The organism is Marinomonas foliarum, from assembly GCF_016906065.1.
In the GTDB taxonomy this organism is placed as follows: domain Bacteria; phylum Pseudomonadota; class Gammaproteobacteria; order Pseudomonadales; family Marinomonadaceae; genus Marinomonas; species Marinomonas foliarum.
Map to the genome: position 1 here is coordinate 1894328 of NZ_CP070273.1, position 24950 is coordinate 1919277.

22 protein-coding genes are annotated in these 24950 nt (G+C 44.4%); 17 read left to right on the forward strand and 5 right to left on the reverse strand.

Annotation, left to right across the window (positions count from 1 at the left end):
• Positions 1-37 precede the first annotated feature (37 nt).
• Positions 38-652 (forward strand): LysE family translocator, encoded by a 615-nt coding sequence (locus JSY38_RS08785; RefSeq protein ID WP_205116511.1) that lies wholly within the window; start codon positions 38-40, stop codon positions 650-652.
• A gap of 22 nt (positions 653-674) precedes the next feature.
• Here JSY38_RS08785 and JSY38_RS08790 read toward each other — a convergent pair whose 3' ends face one another.
• A complete protein-coding gene (locus JSY38_RS08790) occupies positions 675-1484 on the reverse strand; it encodes an AraC family transcriptional regulator (RefSeq protein WP_239544460.1) in 810 nt (269 codons plus the stop codon).
• Between the two features lie 96 nt (positions 1485-1580).
• Between JSY38_RS08790 and JSY38_RS08795 the strand changes: the two genes are divergently transcribed.
• Positions 1581-2783 (forward strand): MFS transporter, encoded by a 1203-nt coding sequence (locus tag JSY38_RS08795; RefSeq protein ID WP_239544462.1) that lies wholly within the window; start codon positions 1581-1583, stop codon positions 2781-2783.
• Positions 2784-2803: 20 nt separating this feature from the next.
• On the opposite strand, the gene JSY38_RS08800 is transcribed toward JSY38_RS08795, so the two are convergent.
• Both JSY38_RS08800 and JSY38_RS08805 read right to left on the reverse strand, forming a co-directional pair.
• The gene (locus JSY38_RS08800; RefSeq protein ID WP_205116517.1) at positions 2804-4711 is read right to left on the reverse strand and encodes a sensor histidine kinase; all 1908 of its coding nucleotides are present in this window, start codon (positions 4709-4711) and stop codon (positions 2804-2806) included.
• A gap of 4 nt (positions 4712-4715) precedes the next feature.
• Positions 4716-6923: an EAL domain-containing protein gene (locus tag JSY38_RS08805; protein WP_239544471.1), complete on the reverse strand. Its 2208-nt coding sequence runs from the start codon at positions 6921-6923 to the stop codon at positions 4716-4718.
• A 258-nt stretch (positions 6924-7181) separates the two neighbouring features.
• On the opposite strand from JSY38_RS08805, the gene gmk reads away from it, so the two are divergent.
• The 4 genes from gmk (at position 7182) to JSY38_RS08825 (ending at position 10708) form a co-directional block, all read left to right on the forward strand.
• Complete coding sequence (gene gmk / locus JSY38_RS08810; protein ID WP_114411400.1) at positions 7182-7805, forward strand: guanylate kinase; 624 nt, start codon at positions 7182-7184, stop codon at positions 7803-7805.
• Between the two features lie 57 nt (positions 7806-7862).
• Positions 7863-8087, forward strand: coding sequence for a DNA-directed RNA polymerase subunit omega (gene rpoZ, locus JSY38_RS08815; protein WP_114411399.1), 225 nt, complete (start codon positions 7863-7865; stop codon positions 8085-8087).
• A gap of 62 nt (positions 8088-8149) precedes the next feature.
• Positions 8150-10267: a RelA/SpoT family protein gene (locus JSY38_RS08820; protein WP_205116519.1), complete on the forward strand. Its 2118-nt coding sequence runs from the start codon at positions 8150-8152 to the stop codon at positions 10265-10267.
• 54 nt (positions 10268-10321) lie between these two features.
• Positions 10322-10708, forward strand: coding sequence for a RidA family protein (locus tag JSY38_RS08825; RefSeq protein ID WP_114411397.1), 387 nt, complete (start codon positions 10322-10324; stop codon positions 10706-10708).
• Between the two features lie 72 nt (positions 10709-10780).
• Here JSY38_RS08825 and JSY38_RS08830 read toward each other — a convergent pair whose 3' ends face one another.
• Positions 10781-11623, reverse strand: coding sequence for an NAD-dependent epimerase/dehydratase family protein (locus JSY38_RS08830; protein ID WP_205116521.1), 843 nt, complete (start codon positions 11621-11623; stop codon positions 10781-10783).
• 110 nt (positions 11624-11733) lie between these two features.
• Between JSY38_RS08830 and JSY38_RS08835 the strand changes: the two genes are divergently transcribed.
• Both JSY38_RS08835 and recG read left to right on the forward strand, forming a co-directional pair.
• The gene (locus JSY38_RS08835; RefSeq protein ID WP_114411395.1) at positions 11734-12639 is read left to right on the forward strand and encodes a hydrogen peroxide-inducible genes activator; all 906 of its coding nucleotides are present in this window, start codon (positions 11734-11736) and stop codon (positions 12637-12639) included.
• A 9-nt stretch (positions 12640-12648) separates the two neighbouring features.
• Complete coding sequence (recG, locus tag JSY38_RS08840; RefSeq protein ID WP_205116523.1) at positions 12649-14730, forward strand: ATP-dependent DNA helicase RecG; 2082 nt, start codon at positions 12649-12651, stop codon at positions 14728-14730.
• A gap of 39 nt (positions 14731-14769) precedes the next feature.
• On the opposite strand, the gene lrp is transcribed toward recG, so the two are convergent.
• Positions 14770-15246: a leucine-responsive transcriptional regulator Lrp gene (gene lrp / locus JSY38_RS08845; protein WP_110577100.1), complete on the reverse strand. Its 477-nt coding sequence runs from the start codon at positions 15244-15246 to the stop codon at positions 14770-14772.
• 554 nt (positions 15247-15800) lie between these two features.
• On the opposite strand from lrp, the gene JSY38_RS08850 reads away from it, so the two are divergent.
• From JSY38_RS08850 to phoR, 9 genes are all read left to right on the forward strand, one after another.
• Entirely contained in the window at positions 15801-16826 is a 1026-nt protein-coding gene (locus JSY38_RS08850) for an amino acid ABC transporter substrate-binding protein (RefSeq protein WP_114411393.1), read from the forward strand.
• Between the two features lie 102 nt (positions 16827-16928).
• Positions 16929-18104, forward strand: a complete 1176-nt coding sequence (locus JSY38_RS08855; RefSeq protein ID WP_114411392.1) for an amino acid ABC transporter permease — start codon at positions 16929-16931, stop codon at positions 18102-18104.
• 10 nt (positions 18105-18114) lie between these two features.
• On the forward strand, positions 18115-19215 hold the full coding sequence (locus tag JSY38_RS08860) for an amino acid ABC transporter permease (RefSeq protein WP_205116525.1): 1101 nt from the start codon (positions 18115-18117) through the stop codon (positions 19213-19215).
• Positions 19216-19237: 22 nt separating this feature from the next.
• Complete coding sequence (locus JSY38_RS08865; protein ID WP_114411390.1) at positions 19238-20017, forward strand: amino acid ABC transporter ATP-binding protein; 780 nt, start codon at positions 19238-19240, stop codon at positions 20015-20017.
• 99 nt (positions 20018-20116) lie between these two features.
• Positions 20117-21385: an HDOD domain-containing protein gene (locus JSY38_RS08870; protein ID WP_114411389.1), complete on the forward strand. Its 1269-nt coding sequence runs from the start codon at positions 20117-20119 to the stop codon at positions 21383-21385.
• Positions 21386-21391: 6 nt separating this feature from the next.
• Complete coding sequence (locus JSY38_RS08875) at positions 21392-21967, forward strand: chorismate--pyruvate lyase family protein (RefSeq protein ID WP_239544473.1); 576 nt, start codon at positions 21392-21394, stop codon at positions 21965-21967.
• Positions 21964-22818 (forward strand): 4-hydroxybenzoate octaprenyltransferase, encoded by an 855-nt coding sequence (gene ubiA / locus JSY38_RS08880; RefSeq protein ID WP_205116527.1) that lies wholly within the window; start codon positions 21964-21966, stop codon positions 22816-22818. Before JSY38_RS08875 ends, ubiA begins: the two co-directional genes overlap by 4 nt.
• Positions 22819-22902: 84 nt before the next feature.
• The gene (gene phoB / locus JSY38_RS08885; RefSeq protein WP_114411387.1) at positions 22903-23598 is read left to right on the forward strand and encodes a phosphate regulon transcriptional regulator PhoB; all 696 of its coding nucleotides are present in this window, start codon (positions 22903-22905) and stop codon (positions 23596-23598) included.
• Complete coding sequence (gene phoR, locus JSY38_RS08890) at positions 23595-24944, forward strand: phosphate regulon sensor histidine kinase PhoR (RefSeq protein ID WP_114411386.1); 1350 nt, start codon at positions 23595-23597, stop codon at positions 24942-24944. Before phoB ends, phoR begins: the two co-directional genes overlap by 4 nt.
• Positions 24945-24950: the final 6 nt, after the last annotated feature.

The following is a 24950-nucleotide window of genomic DNA, read 5'->3' on the forward strand; positions in this document are numbered from 1 at the left end:
GCTTGCTAATCTGCTCCGATCATTAAGGAGCAAGCGTATGTCACTGTCTATTTGGTTTTCCCTATTTACGATTTGTTTGCTTGGTGCCATTTCACCAGGCCCCAGTCTCGCGATGGTCATAAAGCACAGTTTGGCGGGTGGTCGAGCAAACGGTTTGGCCATGTCTTGGGCGCACGCAACGGGCATTGGCTTATACGCGCTGCTTTCCATGCTTGGTTTGGCGGTAATTTTTCATCAATTGCCTTTGCTGTTTCAGATCATCAGTTACGCGGGAGCTGCGTATTTGGCTTATCTTGGTTTTAATGCCCTACGTTCCAAAGGCGGCATTGCGGCTAAGTTAGAATCAGGCACTCGCGTTAGTCTATTTCAATCCGCTAAAGAAGGATTTCTGGTATCGATCTTAAGCCCCAAAATTGCTTTGTTTTTTGCTGCGCTATTCAGCCCTTTCGTTGTAGAAGTTCATCAGATAAGTGGAAAAATGCTCATGGTAGCAACGCCTTGGCTGGTGGATGGTCTTTGGTACACCTTGATTGCGTGCCTGCTATCGAATGCGCGCTTCTTGGAAAGGTTGCGCAGCCAAGCCATGTGGATTGATCGCTTATCTGGCTTAGCGTTAATTTTCTTGGCGCTGTATATTCTCACGACAATCTAAGCGAACCGTAACGGGCGCTCTGTCATTCCTTGCCCCAACGTTCAATCCGATATTGCCTTGGCGATTTCCCCAGCGCTTTTTTAAAGAAGGTGATGAAAGCGCTGACGGAGTCGTAACCTAACTCTTCGGAGATGGTTTGGATCGGCATGTTGATCGCCAGCTTTTGCAAGGCAAGAACAATGTGAAGCTGACTTCGCCACTGACCGAAAGTGAGCTCTACATGGCGTTTGATCATTCGTGCCAAAGTGCGTTCGCTCATAGCAAAGTCGCTGGCCCATTCACCTAGAGTGCGCTTTTCATTCGGTCTGGCAATCAGCTCAAGAGCGAGACGGTTGAGTGTTGGTTCGTCTGGAATAGGGAAATCAAACTCTTCCCGCTCCAACTGAATAAGCTGGTCGATCAGGACATCAACCAACCGGTCTGTTGCAAGGTCGGTTTCTTCATAGCGCTGTTGCGAATGCAGATGCAATATCAGCTCGCGTACAAAGGGTGTGACCGTCAAGGTACAAGCTACCTCTGGCAGCGGTAAATCACGACCATCAACAAACAACATACACACATCGGCATTGGGCGATATCTGGTTGCGATGCATCTCATTACTGGGAATCCATACCGCGCAGCGTGGCGGCACAAGCCACATTTTGTCGTCGATAAAGCTGGTGACAACCCCCGTAAGCGGTAAAACCAGCTGGCCTTTTTGATGTTTGTGCCAAGGCGTTTCTTCACTATGTGGAACGGATTGCGAGCGCAATACGAGAACGCGATGTGGATAATGATCCGCAAAACAAAGGTCGGTCAGTGTCTCAAAAATGCTTTTGTCTGTATTTCGCAATTTATTGTCCAAGTCGCTTAATTCAGTAAGCAGAGTAACCCATATAATAGTGAATCGACAATATTTCCCGAAAACCTCTTTTTCGAAATGGACGCCATGAAACGATTACATAAATTAGCGCAACACGACGCGGCATTTTTACTCTTGTTTATTTTTTTGGTGGCGCTGAGTTTGCGTGGTCCCGTAACTGGTTTGCCGCCGTTATTGGATAGAATCAGTACGGATCTGCATTTAAGCAGCTCCCAATCCGGTTTGCTTACTAGTTTGCCACTATTGGCCTTTGGCTTTTTCGCACCTGTGGCATCTTGGTTAACTCGCCACTTTCGTATTGAGCGCATTTTGGCGTCGGGCGTTGGCTTGATTGCCATTGGTATGGTGATTCGCGCTTTTGGCTCGATCAGCACCTTGTATATCGGTGCAATATTTATTGGCGCCGGAATTGCCATTGGTAATGTCTTGCTGCCAAGTTTGCTAAAGCGTGAGTTCCCAAATTATGTGGTTCAGCTCACGGCAATTTATGTGCTGATGATGAGCATCGGCGGCTTTTTGATGTCTAGTCTTGCGGTGCCATTGAGTTTATATGCCGAACAGCCAAGCTTTGACCTGCCAATGAGTGGTTGGTCGTTTGCTCTGGCGTGTCAAAGTGTGTTGATTCTGTTGCCTTTGGTGGTGTGGTTCAGTTGCAAAATAACCCAGCATCAACCGCCGCAAACCGGTAACGTTGAAATATCTACTTCCGTTTGGCGATCCGTAACCGCATGGCAAGTAGCAGGATTTCTAGCAGTAAACTCGCTAGTGAATTATGTGGTCGTCGCTTGGGTTCCGGCTATTTTAATGAGCAACGGTTACACCGATTCAACGGCCGGCTTGTATCAAGGTTATTTGCAATTGGCTGGCGCAGTTCCTTCGTTGATTTTAGCGCCGTTTATTAATCGCTTAGGCAGCCATAGACGTTTGTGCTTGTTTGCCACAGGACTCACTACTTTGAGTCTAGTTGGCTTTTTATTCATTCCAAGTTGGTCTGGTGTTTGGTCGGTGTCTTTTGGTTTTGGCGTCAGTATGGGCTTTATTTTAGGCTTGTCTTTTGTCAGTTTACGGACCAACAGCCCAAAACAAGCGGCCGCCCTGTCTGGCATGGCACAGTTAATTGGTTATACCCTTGCAGCCATTGGCCCTGTGTTAATTGGTGCGCTTTATGATTGGCACCAATCGTGGACTGCGCCGCTTTATGTCATGCTGAGCATCGGCGTAATTTGGATGACATTAGGCTGGATGGCAAGCCCTAAGCCTAACCATTAGATTGCTCGCGAGATCGTAGACTAAGACTCTTCTTCTACGATCTTTTGCTGCAAGGGAATCGTTAACGTGAAAGTCGTTCCTACACCTACTTCTGACTTCACTTCAACCCTTCCTTGCATAAGTTTATTTACCCATTGGCTAACTAAATGAAGCCCCAGCCCTGTATGTTTTTTTGATCTTCCTGTCGTGGCAAAAGGTTCAAAGATGCGTTTCTGCATTTCAGGAGCAATTCCTCTACCATTATCACTAAGCACCAACTCTAAGTTGCCATTTTTCTCTGTCGCCTCCAGCTTTATTTCACCCTTATCAAGACGTTGAAAGCCATGCTCCAAGGCATTATCTATCAGGTTTTGAAAGATTTGTGAGAGTATGCCTGGGTAGCCTAACATCTGGATATTATCCGGAACCTCTAGCTTTAACATAATATCAGAGCGTTTTTTTAAAGTCGGCTTATAGGTAAAAGCAATGTCGTTGGCGACGTCATGAAGATAGAAAGTCTGCATTTCTTGAGCGGTACGATCCGACACAATACGTTTAAAACTAGATACAACATCCAATGCGCGAGAAAGGTTCTTTTCTGCAATCGCTAATGAATTAAACACTCCCTCATTCGTTTTCTGAGAAAGCGAGCTGGCTTCTTTATCCAGCCAGACTTTACAAGAAGACAAGGCCATTCTGACACCACCTAATGGCGTATGCATTTCATGCGCTAGCCCTGCAACCATCAGACCTAAGGAAGACAGCTTGCTGGTTTCTACCAGTTCATCTTGTAGATCAATTAACTTCTGGTTAGCCACGTTCAGACTTTGATTCATTTGCTCTGCTTGGTCTTTTTCTTGCTTTACCAGCTTCAGTAAGCGATAGGTCTCGAACTGAGCGGCCACCTGTCGCCATACTAACCATGCGATCACCAAAAAGCACAGGCTCGCGATACCTATAATGCGCATAATTAGCGTTCTCTGCCAGACCGTCAGCGCATTCGCATTAGATTGTGCAACCAGATACAAAGACGACGCGTGAGGTACGCCTTGGCTTTCGCTATCGTCTCCATCGATATGAAGCTCGAATAAACTCCACAATCGATTATCTTGAAAAAAACGTTCCAGTCCTTGGATGTTATTCATTTCTTGCCAGATAGCAGGAAAGTACGACTTGATATTAAACCTTGCATCGTTTGGATGAAGTATCGCACCCCATTCAAGCCTTTTGTCAGCCGCTAGAACCCAATAACCATTGGCATCCAATATTTCTAATGAAACATCATCACTGCTCAATGAACTCATTAATTCAAACAGCTGAGTCAGATCATAATTAACCACCAAAATACCTGATATCTCACCAGCCATACGTATCGCACCGCGTACCGTTGGTTGAAAAGGTCGAACAATTTCTTGGTTTTCTATATTCAAATCAAGAGGTGAAATATACACCTCTTGATTTGCTTCTTTAGGCGCATTTTTCACATAGTCTCGATTAGATTTATTCTGCAAGTGCTCTTCTGGTACTCTAGATACAAGACCCGCTTGAGCATTAACTCGCACCAATTCACGACCATCTAACGAGATCCACCTAACTTGGGAAATAAGATCCGACGTTTGGGCAAAATAACGAAACTCTTCGGCCACTTGTGCTTTCCAGTCATCAGGAAATGGCGCATTCTGCGACTGGGTCGATTGTTGTGGCGCAAGACGTGCCGTAACACTATTACGCAATAACATGGTCACACGTTTGATATAGCCCATTTCTCGGTTTACAACACTCGCGCTGCGTGACAGCATTTCCGATTCAGTCCAAGCTAACTGACTCACTTTACCATCTAAAAAATAACGATAGGTACCAAAGCTCAGCAAGGTGATAAACAAAAAAATGCCGACTAAATACATAAAAAACAATGGTTTTTTCTGTGATAAATACGTCTTTATTTGCATCGTGTTATCGGCCTTTTTGCACCCAATAAATGGTGTCGTCTATCGACATGGGCTTCGCAAATAAATAGCCCTGACCATTTTCACACCCCAACGCCAGCAAATGCGTTTTTTGTTGCTCAGTCTCAATACCTTCCGCCACCACGCTCAATCCGAGCAAGTTCCCCAACTCGATGATCATTTTCAGGATCTCCCAATCCTTTTCCGATTCCTCCATTTGCCACACAAAACTATGGTCAATTTTTAGCGTGGAGACCGCCAAAGTAGATAAATACGCCAAAGACGAATACCCCGTACCGAAATCATCAATATTCGTATTAACGCCTAGTGCTTTCAGTGCTGATAAGTGTCTGTTTATCGTGGCTTTCTCGTTAATCAATTGTGATTCTGTAATCTCTAACTCGATCAGCTCTGTTGGCGCCTGCTCTTCTTCAAGTATTGCCTTAAAAGTCGAGATGAAATCTGGGCGAATAATCTCATTGCCCGCCACATTAACAGAAATAGGCACATTGATTCCGATGCCTTTGAGCGTATGAATTGCCCGACACGACTGCCGTAAAATTTGTCGATCTAATTTAGCAATCAAACCACTGCTCTCAGCCAATGATATAAATACATCAGGGGGGATGAAGCTTCCATTTTTATGCTCCCATCGAGCTAACGCTTCAAAGCCGATTAAGGTGCTATCTTTTAAACTCACTTTAGGCTGGAAATACGCCATGATGTCATCATTTAAAATGGCTTCGCGCAAATCCTGCAGTAATTCAAAGCGGCCAAACATGGCAGAAGCCAATTCATTACTAAATGCCAAAAACGCGACATCTTCGTATTTCGCTCTTGCCAGCGTACTTTTCCCGACACTAATCAATTGCTCAGCACTGTATGAAGGGAAGTCTGACAAGGTCACTGAACTGATGGTTAAATCGAGCGAATGAGTGGCTTTTTCGACTTTAATGTTGGTATGGATAATCCGCTCCAATGACAATTCAGTGTATTCCTTATCGTCATACACCACCAACATCAGGGTATCGCGTTCGAGCATAGCAATATCAACAGACTGTCCAAAAAAGTCATTAAGGTAGTCATACAAAGATAAGATCAGCTGGTCACAATAGCTCGCGCCCAAAACCGATTCCGTGTAAGCCAAGTCATCGACGCAAACCATTAACAGCGTGGCTTTCTCCCGCTCCCAAGAAAACATGTCGCGAATATCGCGAATGAGCCAGTTTTTATTATGAATGCCTAGAGTGGGTTCTATGTACGCCAGTTCGGTTAGCTTGTTATTCAAAGCCACATTGCGAAAACCAGCGCCGATATTTTCGCAGAACACCTGAAGTAAATTGATCTCATTTGCTGCTAGTGTGCGGTTTATCTTAACCACAACCATGTAGACTCGACCGTCTAGCTCTTTGTTGGAGAAATACAGCACAGAGAAGCCATCAATAAACACATGCTTTTTTTGCTCATAAGCGTTCAAAACAGTGTCTTTCAGAACATCGTCTTCAATGGCCGGTAAAAAATATCTATTTTTGTGTACAGAAAATTCACCACTGGTCGCAACAATAGACGCGTTTGCTAGATCCTCTTTCTCTGGATGAAAGAAGCACACAATGCCGCCATTCTTCACCTTCAATAGCTGTCCAAGCTCTTCCAAGATGGAATGGGTATAATCTGAAATATCACTTTTAGAAGCGATGCGCTGACTGGCAGCAAGCAGTAACTGCATGCTATGACGAGCTTCTTTCATATCAGAAAGGTGCTCCCATGTGCGCAAATTGCTCAGTACAATCGTTTGCAGGTGCACCTGCGTAAGATCCGACTTACACCAATAATCATCAATATCATATTGGCTAATTAAATCATCTGCGGATGTCATGCCAGCTTGCCCCGTCAGCAGCACGATACGCACTAAATCATTACCGATGTCTTCACGTATAGTTCGAATTAGACGTAAGCCAGCGTGGTCTGTTTCCATAACAACATCGAGGAAAATAACCGATATATCAGGATTCTCAGCAATCACAGTCGCCGCTTCAAGAGCAGAAGACGCAGTTAAAAAGTCGACCTTTTTGTTATCGTAATTTAATGCATTCAGTCCATTCAGCAAGGCATCTTGGTAATCTTTATCGTCCTCGACAGACAATACTTTGCAATAATTTCTTGTCCTTGGCTTAAGTTTCATTGGAGGCAAATTGTCATTAAAGGATAAATCCATCTTACTTCCCATCCTTGTTATTCCGAATATGTTACGTTTATACAAATATACTGTTTACCTACTAACAGCCTAGCTGTATTTAGGAAAATAACCTCTAAATTAGAAAGTTTTTTTGTAACTCGATAATGTCCATAAGCGGCATGAAAAAACGTAATTTTTTCAATAAAAACTGATAAGCCGATAACGGACATTTAAAGTAAATGTTTGTGGTATAGTAAAACGTTGAAAAGACATCGACAGGCGGATTAAAAGAACCCTATGGACAAACATAAAGGCAATTTATTCATCTTATCGGCGCCATCTGGTGCGGGTAAATCGACCTTGTATAAGGCGCTACTAAGTCAAGACAAGAATGTGCGAATTTCTATTTCTCATACCACGCGCGAGGCCAGAAAAGGCGAAGAGCATGGTAGAGAGTACTATTTCACTGACGTCGAAGACTTTTTAGATATGATTGCCGATGACGCGTTCTTCGAACATGCTCAGGTATTTGATAACTATTACGGCACGTCAAAAACCTCTGTTTTCAGCATGCTAGAGCAAGGTTTAGATGTCATCTTAGAAATTGACTGGCAAGGCGCTCGTCAAGTTCGCCAACTTTACCCAGAAGCACTTGGAATCTTTATTCTCCCTCCTTCGTTGAATGCGCTAGAAGAACGTTTACGAGGAAGAGGCACCGACTCTGACGACGTCATTCAAAGACGTATGAGCAAAGCAGTAAACGAAATGTCACACTACGATGAGTACGATTTTGCTATCGTTAACGATGACTTTGATACAGCGCTTTCTCAATTACAGTCGATTTTCACCGCAATGCGCTCAAAAACCACAGTAATGCGTGAAAAACATGGCAATCTTATAAATGATCTCTTGTCATTATAAGAAGCCGTTAAGTAGAATTACCCTTGGAAAAATAGATAACCGAACACAGAGGTCAAAATGGCTCGAGTTACCGTAGAAGATTGTTTAGAAAACGTTGATAACCGCTTTGAACTAGTGATGGTCGCTTCAAAACGCGCTCGTCAACTTGCCACTGGCGGCGAAGACGCAAAAGTGCCTTTAGAAGGCGATAAAGTGACTGTAGTTGCACTTCGTGAAATTGCTGAAAACTTGATCAATGCGCATAATATTGATCAACAAAAGCGTCCATTACACGAGTTTTAATCTCTATGGTGTCGCTCATATCACATCTATCGCACTTCTTTTTCTGCCTAGAGAGGTGAGCGATGTATACCATTGAAGATTTAGCACTGACTCTCAGTCAGTATTTGCCATACGAGCAAATAGCCAAGGTTAAACGCGCTTACTATTACGCTGAACAAGCCCACGATGGGCAAAAGCGCAAAAGTGGCGAACCCTATGTCACCCATCCTCTCGCTGTCGCCGAAATTCTGTCGGAACTTCGAATGGATTGTGATGGACTGACAGCGGCACTACTACATGATGTTATTGAAGACACAGGCATCAGTCGTGAAGCGCTTACCGAGCAATTTGGTGAAGGCGTTGCAGGATTAGTCGATGGCGTAAGTAAGCTTACGCATTTGGAATTCAATAGCCAAGTCGAAAAGCAAGCCCATAACTTCCAAAAAATGGCCATGGCCATGGCTGATGATATTCGCGTCATTTTGGTTAAGTTGGCTGACCGTTTACATAACATGCGCACACTCGACGCCATGCCAGCCCACAAAAAACGCCGTATTGCCCGCGAAACATTAGACATTTATGCACCGATTGCGAATCGTCTAGGCATGTACAACGTTCGGGTTGCTTTAGAATCCCTTGCCTTCCAAGCTTACTACCCTATGCGTGCCCGCATGCTGCAAAAAGCTATCCATAAAAAGTATGGCCAACAGCGCATTAAAGACACCCAAAAGCTTGAAGACACTATCCGCTCGGAACTGGCTGCAGATTATATAGAAGCTAGCATCAGCGTTCGAGAAAAACATATTTACAGCATCTATCAAAAGATGGACAAAAAGCGTCGCTCCTTAGATGAGATCATGGACGTGATGGGCGTACGTATCGTGACAGATCGTCATGATAGTTGTTATCGAATTCTTGGCGTTATTCACGCCATCTTCAAACCAATTGAAGGTCGTTTCAAAGACTATATTGCTGTCCCAAAATCCAATGGTTACCAATCTCTTCATACCACAGTATTAGGCACCAACGGCATACCGATGGAAGTTCAAATACGCACAGAAGAAATGGATTTGGTTGCGAATAATGGCATTGCAGCCCATTGGGCTTACAAGGTCAGCGGCACGTCTAACATGCCGAGTAACCATGATCGGGCAACGAAATGGGTGAAAAGCCTATTAGAGATTCAGCAAAAAGCGCGTAATCCCGTCGAATTTGTCGATAACGTGAAAAGTGACTTATTTCCAGACGAAGTGTATGTCTTTACACCTAACGGTCAGATTATTGAATTACCTTCCGGCGCAACACCTGTCGACTTTGCTTATGGCGTCCACACAGAAATCGGTAACACCTGCATCTCTTGCCGAATAAATCGTCGCCTTGCGCCATTAAGTACGCAATTAGAAAGCGGACAAACAGTTGAAATCATCACGGCAAAAAATGCTCAACCAAACGTCGCTTGGTTAAGTTTTGCGATTACAGGTAAAGCGCGAACGAACATTCGTCACTATTTAAAAGACAAACAACGCGAAAATGCCATATCTATTGGACATCGTCTGTTAACTCGATCTTTAAATGCGTTCAAAACCAATGTCGAAGAACTCACGATAGAGCAAATTGCGCAAGTATTAGAAACTCACCAACTGGCGTCACTAGATGACTTATTAGAGTCTATCGGCAAAGGCCGCCATGTTGGCTATTTGGTGGCTCGCGAGCTCTTCCCGAACATTGATGAAGACACGCTAGTCACGCCGAAGTCCTTTAAGGTGAATGGCTCTGAAGGCATGCTTATTTCTTATGCCAAATGCTGCGCTCCTATTCCTGGTGACCCAATTGTGGGTTATGTACAAGTGGATAAAGGCATCATCATTCACCACCTTAATTGCCCGAATGTTCAAGACCATTTATCTAATCCTGAACGCTTTATTCATATGGCGTGGGGTAAAGAGATCGAAGAAGAGCTACACATTAGCCTCATTGTTACCTACATCAATGAACGTGGTGCAGTGGCTAAAATCGCCAGCTCAATCAGCGACACTGATTTCCAAGTATCGAACCTTGATATTATTGAACGAGGCCGAGTCAGTCGCTTACGGTTAAGCATCACCATTTCTAGTCGCGTAGGCTTAGCGGATGTGATGCGTCGTATTAAAGCGGTTCGTTGTGTCGAAAAAGTCACTCGCGAAACCATTGTAGGACGTTAGTCGACCTTGATTTATCTTTTGTTTATCACCGTCTAGAAAATAGGATACGTATTTATGTCAAAGCAAGTGATTCACACTGAAAACGCACCAGCCGCTATCGGCCCATATTCTCAAGCCGTACGTGCTGGCAATACAGTGTATTTGTCTGGCCAAATTCCTTTGGTTCCAGAAACTATGGAAATCATCAGCGAAGACATCGTTGAACAAACAACGCAAGTTTTCAAAAACCTACAAGCAGTATGCGAAGCCGCTGGCGGTTCTTTAGAAAACGTTGTGAAATTTAACATTTTCATGACTGACTTAGGCAACTTCGCCACAGTTAACGAAGTGATGACTCAGTTCGTAAAAGAGCCTTACCCAGCTCGCGCCGCAATGGGCGTTCGTGCTTTACCAAAAGGCGTTCAAGTAGAAATTGAAGGTATTATGGTGTTGGAAGACTAATTTCTTCGCTTTGATACTGATAAAAAAAGAGGCTACGGCCTCTTTTTTTATGTCTATTTTTTTGAGTGGTATTTATCGAAAAGTTTTAAATTCTCGCAACAATTCACTATAGCCTGTCACATAGCTTGGATACTGCAATAGCCAACCTTGTGATAAAAGATACTGGCCTTGAAGACGCTTACCTGAAGTGGGAGCAAAACCTTCACCGCCATTCACCGCTACTTTGACGCCAAGACTCGTCGCCAGCCACAACTTTACTTCCCACATGGAAACAGGCGTTTGATCCGTCACAATAACGTGCGCAGGCAATTGCTTTTCGCTTAAAGCACAGTTCGCCAGCAACACTAGTGCTGCAACCACATCGTCGCGGTGAATGCGATTGGTCCAGCTGTTCGCTCCCCAGTCACTTTCGCTTAAAACGGTTTCTAGTAACCGATAACGCCCTGAACCATAAATGCCAGAGCAACGCACTGATACGCTAGAAAATGCAGCCGCTAAAGATTGCTCAGTTTCGAGTAACACCTTAGCAGTAGCCGATGTTGGCTGTGCTAGTGTAGCTTCGTCAATCCACTCGCCTTGGCTTTGCCCATAGACGCTGGTACTTGAGATGAAAAACACCTTCGGTGGCGTAGCAACAGATTGGTAACGGCGGATCAATGTTTGGGCCGTGTCGAAGTAGGCCGTGCGATAGGCACTTTCTGTGCGGCCATTAGGTGTCATGATTAAAAACACCACATCCACATCAGGCAGCATGTCATCAGACATATCGACTAAGTCGCCCGTAATACCTTCAACGCCAGCAGGAAAGTCTGACTTAGTCCGACGAATACCAGTAACACGATGACCTTGTGCCACCAACTCAGTGGCTACACCAAAACCTAAATCCCCGCAGCCAGCGATCAAAATTTTTGCCATATCTTTTCTCCTGGGTGCTTAGACAGAATTTTTCGCTTACGAGTATACTTTATCAAATTATGTATTATCATAGTTATTAACAATGAATCAGCCAAGGTGAAAGGTGTGCTATGACATTAACGGAATTGAAATACATTGTAATGCTAGCGGATGAAAAACATTTTGGCCGTGCTGCCGATCGCTGTTATGTATCGCAACCAACATTAAGTGTTGCTGTGAAAAAGCTCGAAGAAGAGCTCGGTACGGCGATTTTTGAACGCAGCAAAAGCTCCGTTTATATCACACCTTTAGGCGAACAGATCATCACTCAAGCTAAGCGAGTGCTAGATCAAGCCAACATGATTAAAGAGTTAGCAACATCTGGTAAAAACCAGTTGAAAGGACCTCTAAGAGTCGGCGCTATTTATACTATCGCCCCCTATTTGTTTCCCTTTATGATTCCAGCTTTGCACACTGCCGCCTCTGATATGCCATTGTCCATTGAAGAGGACCTCACCGAAAATTTACGTCCGAAACTACGTAACGGCGAGTTAGACGCCATTATTGTCGCTCTGCCCTTCCGCGAGCCAGATGTGGTCACTCAGCCGATTTACGAAGAAGAATTTGTTGTGCTGATGCCCAAAAACCACCCATGGACAAAGTTATCGCACATAGAAACCGATCAGCTTTCTACCGATAACTTACTACTACTTGGTAAAGGCCATTGTTTTAGCGAGCAGGTACTAGAAGCCTGCCCACTAGTAAACGAAGGGGAATATGGTGATGGTCGTACTATCGTTAATGGCAGCTCGTTAGAAACCATCCGTTACATGGTGGCATCAGGATTAGGGGTGACTGTATTGCCAAAATCCGCCGTGACCAATATTAATCATGATATGCTAGAAGTTCGCCCTTTCACGGAGCCAGCGCCGAAGCGTACCGTCGCTTTAGCATGGCGCGCTAGCTTCCCTCGACCGAAAGCCATTGAAGCCTTGAGCCAATCCATTCGCGATGCCAGCAAGCACCTTAAGTTATAGGGTTCCGGCATGATGGATGGATTAGACACTCAGGACGTTAGGGAGCTTAAAGGCGTTGGCGATGCCATGGCTGAAAAGCTGGCAAAACTGCATTTGAATACAGTTCAGGATTTGCTGTTTCATTTACCCATTCGCTACCAAGACAGAACCCGTGTTGTGCCAATAGGACAGCTACGCTTTGGTGACGAAGCTGTAGTCGAAGGCCAAGTCACCGGCTGTGAAGTCAAAATGGGCAAACGACGCAGTTTATTGTGCCGCATCAAAGATCATACAGGCACCCTGTGTTTGCGCTTCTTTCACTTTTCCGCCGCACAAAAGAAGCAGCTAGAATCCGGCAAGCGAGTTCGTTGTTTTGGTGAAATCCGTCGAGGCAGTACTGGCTTTGAAATTTATCACCCAGAATACAAGGTGATTGGTGACGACGAGACACAAGTAGAAACGGCTCAACTTACGCCCATCTATCCGCTCACCGACGGTTTAACCCAAACTAAAATCCGCCAACTCTGTGAGCAAGCCTTAGAACGTTTAACGCCATACAATCTACAAGAATGGCTGCCAGACGAAATCCGCACCCAATTCAGCTTGCCACCATTGAGCGATGCTATTCACTTTCTCCATCATCCATCCAAAGAAGCCAATCTAGAATTGTTGCGATCAGGAAGCCATCCCGCGCAATATCGCCTATCTTTTGAAGAGCTTATGGCGCATCAGCTTTCTCTGATTGGCAAGCGAGTGAAAGCCAAGCAAGACGCTGCAATCCAAGTGCAAACTGCAGGAGAGCTCAGCCAGCGCCTTTTACAGCAACTTCCCTTTTCACCAACGAATGCTCAGAATCGCGTTTTCCAGGAAATCCTTAAGGATCTCGGTTCAGGGCATCCTATGCTTCGCTTGGTACAAGGCGACGTAGGATCAGGGAAAACCTTGGTCGCCGCGTTAGCTGCCGCCTCTGTCGTACAGGCGGGCTATCAAGTTGCCATCATGGCGCCCACCGAAATTCTTGCCGAGCAGCACTATATAAATTTTACCCAGTGGTTTGAGCCACTCGGCTTAAGAGTCGCTTGGATGATAGGTAAGCTGAAAGGTAAAACGCGAGAAAAAGAACTCGCTGATATCGCCTCTGGTGCAGCACAAATCATTGTCGGCACCCATGCGTTATTTCAAGATACCGTCGAATTCGATCGCTTGGCTCTCGCCATTATTGATGAGCAGCACCGCTTCGGCGTGCACCAACGTATGGCATTGCGCGAAAAGGGCATGAAACACGGCTTCCAACCTCATCAGCTCATCATGACAGCCACTCCAATTCCTCGAACCTTAGCCATGTCAGCTTATGCGGATTTAGATTGCTCCATCATCGACGAGCTACCGCCTGGGCGAACACCAGTGAATACTATTGTTGTGTCGGATCAGCGTCGACAAGAAGTGATTGATCGAGTGAAAAGCGCCTGCGAAGAAGGCAAACAAGCTTATTGGGTTTGTACCTTGATCGAAGAGTCCGAAGCTCTGCAATGCCAAGCGGCGGAAGACACAGCGATTTTGCTACAGGAGCAACTTGGCGGTTTATCCATTGGCTTGGTGCATGGACGGCTTAAAGCGCAAGATAAAGCCGACATTATGGCCCGATTTAAGGCCGGTGAGATTCAGCTATTGGTTGCCACCACAGTGATTGAAGTGGGAGTAGATGTGCCTAACTCAAGTTTAATGGTGATTGAAAACCCTGAGCGCCTAGGGCTTGCACAGCTTCACCAATTACGTGGTCGTGTGGGTCGAGGTCAAACCGCCAGTCATTGCGTGTTACTTTATAAAGCGCCATTAGGGCAACAGGGCAAAGAACGTCTTTCCACCATGCGAGAAACCAGTGATGGTTTTAAAATTGCGGAAAAAGACCTTGAGTTACGTGGCCCAGGAGAGTTACTTGGCACAAGACAAACAGGACTTTGGGAGTTTAAAGTAGCGGATTTACAACGAGATAAGGGCTTACTTGATGACGTTCAAAAAGCCGCGGCGTTACTGTACCGCCACCATCCTGAGTGTGTTTCCCCACTGTTATCACGCTGGTTGCCTAACCATGACCAGTATTTGAACGTCTAAAATGTACTGATATTATCCGCATTGCCGATGAGGATAAAATTAGGGAATATTTACAACCGTAGTATTTTTGACTTCTTCCATCGCAACGTAGGTACGAGATTCACGAACGTGCGGTAGCGTCAATAATGTTTCACCGAGCAAAAGACGATACGAATCCATATTGGATACTCGCGCTTTAAGAAGGTATTCAAAATCCCCTGCAATTAAGTGACATTCCAATATTTCTGGAATTTCCGTCACGGCGGCTTTAAATTCGTTAAACCCTTCTGGAGACGTTGTCTTAAGTCGAATCTCTACAAACACGAGCAGTCCCGCGTCTACTTTTTTAGGATTAACCAAAGCACAGTAACCTGTGATGTAGCCATTACGCTCAAGCCGACGCACTCGCTCCAAACAAGGTGTCGCACTAAGCCCTACGCGACTTGCCAGTTCTACATTTGATAGACGGCCATTAATTTGTAATTCTCGAAGAATTTTTTTATCTAAGCGATCGAGTGGTTTTGCTGAGTTATCCATCTGATATGGATCTCCTTACATGACTTCAATTTATGACTAAGTCTACCATGCAGATTACAAATTATGGAAAGTGCTTTATTCATTATATTGCATGTGGGTATTCAAATTAAGCACAGTAGATTTCATTCAGGCACTAAAATGATGCGAAAAAATCATTTAGCGCAATAATTCTTTACAAAATTCCTACCGACGCCCCATAAACGAGCATAAAAATAAAACGATAGCGATGGGAAGCCCTGAATTCTCTAGCATCGATCAGAAAAACCTGCTGTTTACATTTTTATCAGTGCCATCATTTGGCACTGCAAAAGGTGTAAAAAATGAGTATCTCCTAACTGTTTTCTTACAGTTTATCCTTGACTACGCCTCAAAAGAGTAATTCTATAGGGGCATGTGATGATCTTTTAGAAGAATCATCTGCATATACCTAACAACAAGAATAATTACATGTTGGCATCAACTTTGCTTCGTTATTAACCACAGACGTAAAACTCTGAACTATAAATTTCAGCAAGATAACAACATATATAAAAACGCCTGGGAGGCTCAATATAATGAAATCGAATGTTTGTAAACTACTTTCGACTGCTGCAATCGCAGCAACCATAAGCACCGGTGCTGCTGCCGCAACACTTGATGATGTTAAGTCAAAAGGCTTTATTCAATGTGGTGTAAGTAATGGTGTTCCAGGATTCTCCAATGCCGATGATAAAGGCAACTGGTCAGGTATTGATGTGGATGCTTGTCGCGCTGTTGCTTCTGCAATCTTTGGCGATGGTCAAAAAGTAAAATTCACTCCACTTTCTGCTAAAGAGCGTTTCACAGCGCTACAGTCTGGCGAAATTGATATTCTTGCTCGTAACACTACTTGGACTTACACACGTGATTCCTCTTTGGGCTTAGACTTCACCGCAGTCAACTTCTATGACGGTCAGGGCTTCATGGTTCGTAAAGATCTAGGTGTTACTTCTGCGTTGGATCTTGATGGTGCAACCGTTTGTACTGAGCAAGGTACAACCACAGAATTGAACATGGCGGATTTCTTCCGTAAAAACAAATTGTCTTATGTACCAGTTGTCGTACAAAAAGCAGACGAAGCACTATCTGCATACGACCAAGGCCGTTGTGACGTTTACACTACAGATAAATCTGGTCTAGCGGCTCACCGTACCAAGCTTGCAGATCCAGCTGCTCACGTAATTCTTCCAGAAACTATTTCTAAAGAACCACTTGGCCCTGTTGTTCGTCACGGCGACAACCAATGGAAAGACATCGTAACTTGGTCAATGTTTGTTCAAGTTAACGCTGAAGAAATGGACATCTCATCTAAAAACGTTGCCAAGGTCAAAAGCGAAACTAATGACCCAGGCATCAAACGTCTACTAGGTGTTGAAGGTGATATGGGGTCACAACTTGGTCTTCCTGCTGACTGGGCTTACAACATTATCGCTAACGTAGGTAACTACGGTGAAGTGTTTGAGCGCAACGTAGGTCCATCTACTCCAGTAGATCTACCACGTGGTCTTAACGCTCTATGGACTGAAGCTGGCGGCATCATGTACGCGCCACCAGTTCGTTAATACCTAAAGCAACCTGCTTGGGTATTTACCCAGCGGCGAATGCCGCTGGGTTTCTCCCCCCTTCCTTACACATCTGACGAGCATTCCATTGCCTGAACTAAGATGAGCGATAAAACAACTCCAAGCAATAACAGCTTTTTGAATGACGCAGGTAATCGCGCCCTAATTTTTCAAATTGTGCTGCTAGCGATGGTGGTCTTTGCGGGTTATTACTTATTTAGTAACCTTCAGTCCAACCTCGACAACCGAGGAATTTCCACTGGTTTCTCATTTTTCAATGAACCAGCTGGCTTTCCAATTCTTATTCACCTAATTGAATACACTGAGGCAAATACATACGGGCGAGCGTTTTTTGTTGCCTTAATCAATACCTTCGTTATTTCCTTATTAGGGATTGTATTAGCCACCATTATTGGCGTAATAATGGGGCTAGCTCGACTATCTAAAAACTGGTTAGTGGCACGTTTAGCTACTGTCTACATCGAAACATTGCGTAATATTCCATTACTACTGCAAATGTTCTTTTGGTATTTTGCTGTACTTGCAGCATTACCAGCACCACGAGATAGCTATGAATTTGCCGACTTCCTATTAAACAAGCGCGGCATTTACTCACCTAACCCAATAGCCCAAGATGGATTTGGATTGGTTATTTTCGGCTTTATTTTGTCGATTGTAGCGTCTATTGGCTTGGTCATTTGGGCGAAAAAACGTCAGACTAAAACTGGCTTATGGTTCCCTGCTTACTGGTCATCTCTTGGCGTTATTGTTGGTGTGACACTCCTGTTTTTAGCTGTCTCTGGGTTTCCGATAGAGTTCGACTTACCTCAGAAAAGCCGCTTTAACGTAACAGGCGGCATGGTGCTCCCTCCTGAGTTTGTTGCCGTTTTAGTGGCCTTATCAACTTATACCGGAGCATTCATTGCCGAGATCGTTCGAGCTGGCATATTGTCTGTGAACTGGGGACAAACCGAAGCGGCTCGATCTTTGGGGCTACGTGATAACCTCACTCAACGACTTATCGTATTGCCTCAAGCATTGCGCGTAATTATCCCACCGCTCACTAGCCAATATCTCAACTTGGCGAAAAACTCCTCTCTAGGGGCTGCGATTGCTTACCCTGAATTGGTTGCAGTGGTAATGGGTACGACGCTCAACCAAACAGGTCAGGCGATTGAAACCATAGGTCTTTGTATGTTGGTTTACGGTTCATTGAGTCTATCGATTTCGGTATTCATGAACTGGTACAACAGCAAAATGTCATTAATTGAGCGCTAGGAGGCAGATCATGGCTATTATCTTTAAACCATCACCAAGCCTCCCACCACCGGTTGCATCGGTTGGTGCTGTGGCATGGGTACGTCAGAATTTATTTTCGTCCCCTCTGAATATATTCCTAACTCTTTTCAGCTTGTACCTGATGTATTTGCTCATTCCACCTATCATAGAATGGGGGTTCATCAATGCAACATGGGAAGGTACTTCAAAAGCCGCTTGTACAGGTGGCGGTGCTTGTTGGGCGTTCATAGTTGTCTATTTTGACCAGTTTATGTACGGGTTATACCCTGAGGCAGAAACGTGGCGCATTAATTTAGCCGTTATTTTATTAATCGTTATGGTGGGTGCTTTTGCCATTAAAACGATTAATAAATTGCACCTTTCTCTTGCGATTATCTTTGCTTACCCCGTTGTAGCTTACTGCTTGTTCGCTGGTGGGATATTTGGCCTAGAAGTTGTAGAGACCTCTTTATGGGGCGGTTTGTTTCTTACTGTGCTGCTTGGTGTCATTGGTATCGTTGCCTCCTTCCCATTAGGGGTAGTATTGGCTCTTGGTCGACGCTCAGACATGCCAATCGCAAGATCTGTGTGTGTGGTATTCATCGAAACTATTCGTGCTGTACCATTGATCACTATTTTGTTTATGGCATCTGTAATGATCCCGTTGTTCCTGCCTGAAGGTTTGAACTTCAATAAATTATTGCGTGTTTTGATTGGTATCACCTTGTTCTCTGCAGCTTATATGGCTGAGGTGGTCCGAGGTGGTCTACAAGCGATTCCTAAAGGCCAATATGAAGCCGCTGATGCGATGGGCTTAACCTACTGGCAGTCTATGGTTCTAGTTATTTTGCCTCAGGCACTAAAACTGGTAATCCCTGGAATAGTGAACTCTTTCATTGCTTTGTTTAAAGACACGACCTTGGTTTATATCGTTGGTATGTTTGACTTCTTAGGTCGAATTCAAGCCGCTAACCATGACGCTAACTGGTTAGGAACGACAGTCGAAGGTTATGCCTTTGCAGGTTTTGTCTATTGGGCTATCTGCTTTGGTATGTCTCGTTATAGTATGGCTCTCGAGCGTAAATTAGAAACTGGGCACAAGCGAAATTAGTTAAGAATTTGAGGTCTTTATTATGACAGATACAAACATGGCTCGTGCCCAGCTTGCGCAGGGCGAAGAAGCAATCATCGAATTTAACGATGTAAACAAGTGGTACGGCGATTTTCATGTACTTAAAAACATCAATTTCAGCATAAAGAAAGGCGAACGTATTGTCGTTTGTGGCCCTTCTGGCTCAGGTAAATCAACGATGATACGTTGTATCAACCGCCTAGAAGAGCATCAGAAAGGCTCAATTTTGGTTGATGGTGTTGAGATGAACAACAACCTGAAAAACATCGAAGCGATCCGTAAAGACGTGGGCATGGTGTTTCAGCACTTTAATTTGTTCCCACATCTCACTATTTTAGAAAACCTGACGTTGGCACCAATCTGGGTACGCAAAACACCTAAGAAAGAAGCCGAAGAAATGGCGATGCATTACTTGGAGCGTGTCAAAATTGCTAACCAAGCTTTGAAATTTCCAGGTCAGTTGTCTGGTGGTCAGCAGCAACGTGTGGCTATCGCTCGTGGTTTGTGTATGCAGCCTCGCATCATGTTATTTGATGAACCAACGTCTGCACTTGACCCTGAAATGATCAAAGAAGTATTGGACGTAATGGTTCAGCTAGCCGAAGAAGGCATGACCATGGTGTGTGTAACACACGAAATGGGCTTTGCTAAGACCGTCGCTGACCGTGTTGTCTTCATGGATGCTGGTGAAATCGTTGAAGCGAATGAGCCTCACGAATTCTTCGACAATCCTCAACACGACCGTACTCAGATGTTCTTGAGTCAAATTCTGAATCACTAATCAGTTACTATTCAGAACTAGAACTTAAAATCTGTTATATTCACAAAGCCCCTTTTATAGGGGCTTTTTTTATATACGTCATTCACAACAGGAAAACACATGGACGCTTCCATCGACCTTCAAACAACTCCTAGATTACGCGTGGTACATCTAGCCGATCACACTGGTCGTTTGCAGGTTATTTTCCCTGAAAACAATATGCTTGATATTTCCGCAGTATCACGACTGACGAAGCGCCGTTTTGAGCCTGTTAATCATTATCACAGCTCTGGCGACCCACTAATTAAACCAAATAGTGTGACCACAATTTTAGAAGCAAGCATGCTAAAAGAAGCTGTGTTTTCGATTCGAACTAAAGTCGATGGTGCCTATCATGACATTACCTCAGCAGAGTTAGAGGCGATGTTTTCAGGTCCTCTGAATCGCTTTGAAGCCATTTCCATTGATACATCACTCATCAATCGTCCTGTTGATAATCACGAACACGATGAAGAGCAAATTCTTCAGGCCCTTGGTCGATTCCAGTCCATTCGCCTTAAACAGCGAATTGAAGAAACATTAGAAATTCCGCCTTTGCCGGCATCATCTCATCGTATTATTCGCCTTTCTACGGACAAATCCGCGGGCACCGATGAGTTATGTGATGTCATCGCTCTCGACCCAAGTTTGGCTGCTCAAGTCATTAGCTGGGCATCCTCTCCTTACTATGGCGCACCAGGCTCTATAGAGTCTGTAGAGGATGCGATCATACGCGTTTTAGGCTATGACATGGTGATGAACTTAGCGCTTGGTTTATCAATGGGAAATGGCTTTCAAGCACCAGAAGATGGTCCACGTCACTATGAAGATTTTTGGCTCGATTCCGTATCAAATGCCGTATTAATGGAGTCTTTGGTAAAAGCCATGCCTCTGCAAAATCGCCCAAAACTTGGTCATGCTTACCTTGCTGGCTTATTACATAACTTTGGTTACTTGGGCATCAGTACGATTTTACCACCACATTTCTCCATTCTTTCACGTTACCAAGAAGCAAACGCGCACTTGCCCTCAGAACTGGTTGAGATGCAAATATTGCATTTCACCAAAGAACAGTTAGGTTCTTGGCTACTACGTTACTGGAGCCTACCGGATAACATTTGGATGGCGATTCGATACAGCAAAAAACCTCACTACTATGGGGAACACGCGATGTTAGCGAAATTACTGTTTGTCTCTAATCAGCTACGCCATAACAATCCAATAGAGCCTTCTGTGTTACTAGAAATTGGATTAACACTGGAAGAAGCAGAAGACTGCCGTAATGCGATTTATCAAAAATCCGCTGAACTGCATAAGATGGTCGCCTTAATCAATAAAATGAACACCTAACTTCAAATGACAAAGATGCATCAGGCAATAATGAATCCATCTGCCGCACAACAATTTGACTACCGCTGGTCTCCAGTACATCAAATTAATAAAATGAAAGTACCGCAAAAGCTTTGGCCTTGGTTGACCACTAAAGATTCTCTCACTGCGAAGTTACACTGCGTGGGAACATTAATTGTAGAAGTCCTCGAAGACGCCTGGGGAATTCCAACAGCAAGGGAACGAAAGCGCCTGAAGCTAGGACCAAGAGACGCAGCACGCATTCGTACTGTGCTACTCAAGGTCGATGGACAAGCCGTTATTTATGCTCGCTCGGTTATTCCTGCGAAGTCCTTGAAGGGACATTGGCGCCAAGTAAAACAATTACAAAACAAGCCATTAGGCGGCTATTTGTTCCAGCACAGAGCTCTCAAGCGAAGCGGTATCGAAGTCACACAATTACCAAAGCACATGTTCCCAAACCGACCTAATTCAGTGTGGGCACGGCGTTCTGTATTCCACCAATTTGGCCCGGGGATATTGGTTAATGAAGCTTTTTTTGATGAAATACACCAGCTAAAATCACCGTTTGGAATAGTATGAACAAGCTTAAAGACTACGCAGAATTAACACGATTCAACCGCCCTATTGGCTCTTTTTTACTAATGTGGCCAACATTATGGGCTTTATGGCTGGCGGCCGACGGCATGCCGCAATGGCATCTAGTGATTATTTTTGTCCTAGGTGTTTTTAGTATGCGTTCAGCGGGTTGCGTCATTAATGACTACGCTGATAGAAAAGTCGACGGCCATGTTGAACGAACTAAGAACCGCCCTCTACCGTCGGGTCGAGTGTCTGAAAAAGAAGCACTTCTCCTCTTTTGCGCTTTGTCTATTTTGAGTTTCATCTTGGTACTCTTTACAGACCTAAGAACGATTCTATTGTCGTTTGCTGGCTTGGGCCTTGCAGCTCTGTATCCGTTTATGAAGCGATACACGCATCTGCCGCAGTTGTTTCTTGGTTTGGCCTTTTCTTGGGCGATTCCTATGGCTTACAGCGCACAGGGAGGAGATTTGGCAGACCCTGAGCTATGGATGTTGTTTGTCGCCAACTGTTTTTGGACAATAGCCTACGACACCTATTATGCGATGACAGACCGTCCCGACGACCTAAAAGTCGGTATTAAATCGACAGCAATCTTATTTGGTCGCTATGATTTATTTGTTATTGTTTGCCTACAGGGGCTAACCTTATCTTTATTGACTTGGATTGGCCTACTCGCTGGACTACATTGGTTATACTTTGTGTCACTTGTTGTCTGTGTTGGTTTGTTTTATCAACAATTTAAACAAGCAAAAGAGCGCGATAGACAAGCTTGCTTTCGTTCTTTTTTAGACAACAACCGCATTGGGTACTGTGTCTTTATTGGCCTAGTACTAAGCTATTTTGTGTAATATGTGGCAAAGTTGTGACAATGTAATCGAATTGTCACAATTGGTCGCTTTAATGAAACCGTTCCTGAGATGAGGATGAATCCTGTGACCGGTAAAAAAGTATTAATTATTGATGACGAATCTTCCATACGCGAAATGATAGCCATAGCCCTTGAAATGGCGGGTTACGAGTATTTGGAAGCAGAAAATATCCAGCAAGCCCATGAAATCATTGTAGATCATCGACCAGACCTAGTGCTTGTCGATTGGATGATGCCAGGGGGCAGTGGCATTGAGCTGACACGTCGCTTGAAAAAAGACACGACGACGGCGGAAATTCCCGTCATTATTTTGACAGCGAAAAGTGAAGAAGATAATAAAATACAGGGCCTAGAAGTCGGTGCTGATGATTATATTACGAAACCTTTTTCACCAAGAGAGTTAGTTGCACGCCTAAAAGCCGTATTGCGTCGCGCAACACCACAAGGTGTTGATGAGCCTATTGAAATCGAAGGCCTAACGCTTGACCCAATCAGCCAACGCGTCACCATTGGTAGCCGTCCTTTGGAAATGGGGCCAACAGAATACCGTTTGCTCAAGTTCTTAATGACCCACCAAGAGCGCGCATACTCTAGAGCACAATTATTAGATCAAGTATGGGGCGGTAACGTTTACGTTGAAGAGCGTACAGTAGACGTTCACATTCGTCGCTTACGCAAAGCCATTGGCAGTACTCATGATTTCTTGATACAAACTGTACGAGGAACAGGTTACCGCTTTTCAGCAAAAAGGTCCGTATGAAAACCATTTGGCGAAACACCATTCTGAGTTGGCTAGCAGGGTTAGTTGCCTGTGTTGTCATCGGCCTAATCGTTGGGCAATTATTAGGTGTTTTGCTGCTGTATGTTTTGGGCTCTTTGTATTGGCAACTTTATCAGCTTTATCAGTTTCATAATTGGTTACGCTATTCGGGACGCGCAGCACCCCCAGAAGCCAGTGGTATTTGGGGTGACGTCTTTGACGCTGTCTATCGCCTACAGAAAAAGCAGCGCAAGTCTAAGCGCCGAATGCGCCAAGCCTTAACACGTATTGAAAGCTCGACCACCGCCTTGAAAGAAGGCGTGATCATGGCGGACAATCAAGGTAATTTAGAGTGGTGGAACAATTCCGCAGGGCATTTCCTTGGCTTAATTCGTCACACAGACCGTGGCCAAATCATAACCAACATCGTCCGCAACCCAGACTTCTTCCGTTACTTTAGTCAAAAGCGTTTTGGGGAACCTTTAATCATTAAGTCTCCCGCCAAAGACGGTGTCTATTTAGAAATTCAAACCACTTTATATGACAAAAATGACCACTTGATTTTTGTTCGTGATGTCACACGTTTGCACTTATTAGAGCAGATGCGCAAAGACTTTGTCGCCAATGCATCTCATGAATTAAAAACCCCACTTACCGTAATTAAAGGGTATTTAGAAACTCTCGACATGTTTCGAGACAGCTTACCTAGCAGTATGCAAAAAGGCATCGTCAATATGTCTGAGCAGTCTGAACGAATGGAACAGCTTATCGAAGATCTCTTGTTGCTTTCGCGTTTAGAAAGCAACGACAAACGTGAAGAAAATCAGTGGCATAAAATATCCAACATCATAAACTCCATCACTAATGCGATGGGACCAATCCTCAAAGATTCACACTCACTGTCTTTGCATATTCCAGAAGAGGCGCATTTATATGGCTCCTATAAAGAGCTTTACAGTGCGTTTTCGAACCTAATCGTCAACGCCATCAAGTATTCACCAGATGGTGGCGCCATTACAGTAAAGTGGGAATCAAGCGAATTTAACGGCGTGTTCTCGGTACAAGATAGTGGAATCGGGATTGACCCTCGATATATACCTAGACTCACAGAGCGTTTTTTCAGAGTGGACAAAGGTCGAGGCTCCAAAACAGGCGGCACTGGCTTAGGTCTGGCGATTGTGAAGCATGTATTATTGCATCATGAAGCTAAGTTACAGATTCGCAGCCAGCCAGGTTTTGGTAGTACTTTCTCGTGTCATTTCCCGGCTAACAGAATTAGGAATGATGCTGTAACAGCTGCTATTGCAATTACAACAGACGAAAGCAACGAGTCGCCAAGTGATTAATTAAAC

Excerpts from the sequence above, each read along its gene's own strand:
- JSY38_RS08785 (WP_205116511.1), top strand. The coding sequence starts at position 38 with ATGTCACTGTCTATTTGGTTTTCCCTATTTACGATTTGTTTGCTTGGT.
- JSY38_RS08795 (WP_239544462.1), top strand. The coding sequence starts at position 1,581 with ATGAAACGATTACATAAATTAGCGCAACACGACGCGGCATTTTTACTC.
- JSY38_RS08800 (WP_205116517.1), bottom strand. The coding sequence starts at position 4,711 with ATGCAAATAAAGACGTATTTATCACAGAAAAAACCATTGTTTTTTATG.
- JSY38_RS08805 (WP_239544471.1), bottom strand. The coding sequence starts at position 6,923 with ATGGATTTATCCTTTAATGACAATTTGCCTCCAATGAAACTTAAGCCA.
- gmk (WP_114411400.1), top strand. The coding sequence starts at position 7,182 with ATGGACAAACATAAAGGCAATTTATTCATCTTATCGGCGCCATCTGGT.
- rpoZ (WP_114411399.1), top strand. The coding sequence starts at position 7,863 with ATGGCTCGAGTTACCGTAGAAGATTGTTTAGAAAACGTTGATAACCGC.
- JSY38_RS08820 (WP_205116519.1), top strand. The coding sequence starts at position 8,150 with ATGTATACCATTGAAGATTTAGCACTGACTCTCAGTCAGTATTTGCCA.
- JSY38_RS08825 (WP_114411397.1), top strand. The coding sequence starts at position 10,322 with ATGTCAAAGCAAGTGATTCACACTGAAAACGCACCAGCCGCTATCGGC.
- JSY38_RS08830 (WP_205116521.1), bottom strand. The coding sequence starts at position 11,623 with ATGGCAAAAATTTTGATCGCTGGCTGCGGGGATTTAGGTTTTGGTGTA.
- JSY38_RS08835 (WP_114411395.1), top strand. The coding sequence starts at position 11,734 with ATGACATTAACGGAATTGAAATACATTGTAATGCTAGCGGATGAAAAA.
- recG (WP_205116523.1), top strand. The coding sequence starts at position 12,649 with ATGATGGATGGATTAGACACTCAGGACGTTAGGGAGCTTAAAGGCGTT.
- lrp (WP_110577100.1), bottom strand. The coding sequence starts at position 15,246 with ATGGATAACTCAGCAAAACCACTCGATCGCTTAGATAAAAAAATTCTT.
- JSY38_RS08850 (WP_114411393.1), top strand. The coding sequence starts at position 15,801 with ATGAAATCGAATGTTTGTAAACTACTTTCGACTGCTGCAATCGCAGCA.
- JSY38_RS08855 (WP_114411392.1), top strand. The coding sequence starts at position 16,929 with ATGAGCGATAAAACAACTCCAAGCAATAACAGCTTTTTGAATGACGCA.
- JSY38_RS08860 (WP_205116525.1), top strand. The coding sequence starts at position 18,115 with ATGGCTATTATCTTTAAACCATCACCAAGCCTCCCACCACCGGTTGCA.
- JSY38_RS08865 (WP_114411390.1), top strand. The coding sequence starts at position 19,238 with ATGACAGATACAAACATGGCTCGTGCCCAGCTTGCGCAGGGCGAAGAA.
- JSY38_RS08870 (WP_114411389.1), top strand. The coding sequence starts at position 20,117 with ATGGACGCTTCCATCGACCTTCAAACAACTCCTAGATTACGCGTGGTA.
- JSY38_RS08875 (WP_239544473.1), top strand. The coding sequence starts at position 21,392 with ATGACAAAGATGCATCAGGCAATAATGAATCCATCTGCCGCACAACAA.
- ubiA (WP_205116527.1), top strand. The coding sequence starts at position 21,964 with ATGAACAAGCTTAAAGACTACGCAGAATTAACACGATTCAACCGCCCT.
- phoR (WP_114411386.1), top strand. The coding sequence starts at position 23,595 with ATGAAAACCATTTGGCGAAACACCATTCTGAGTTGGCTAGCAGGGTTA.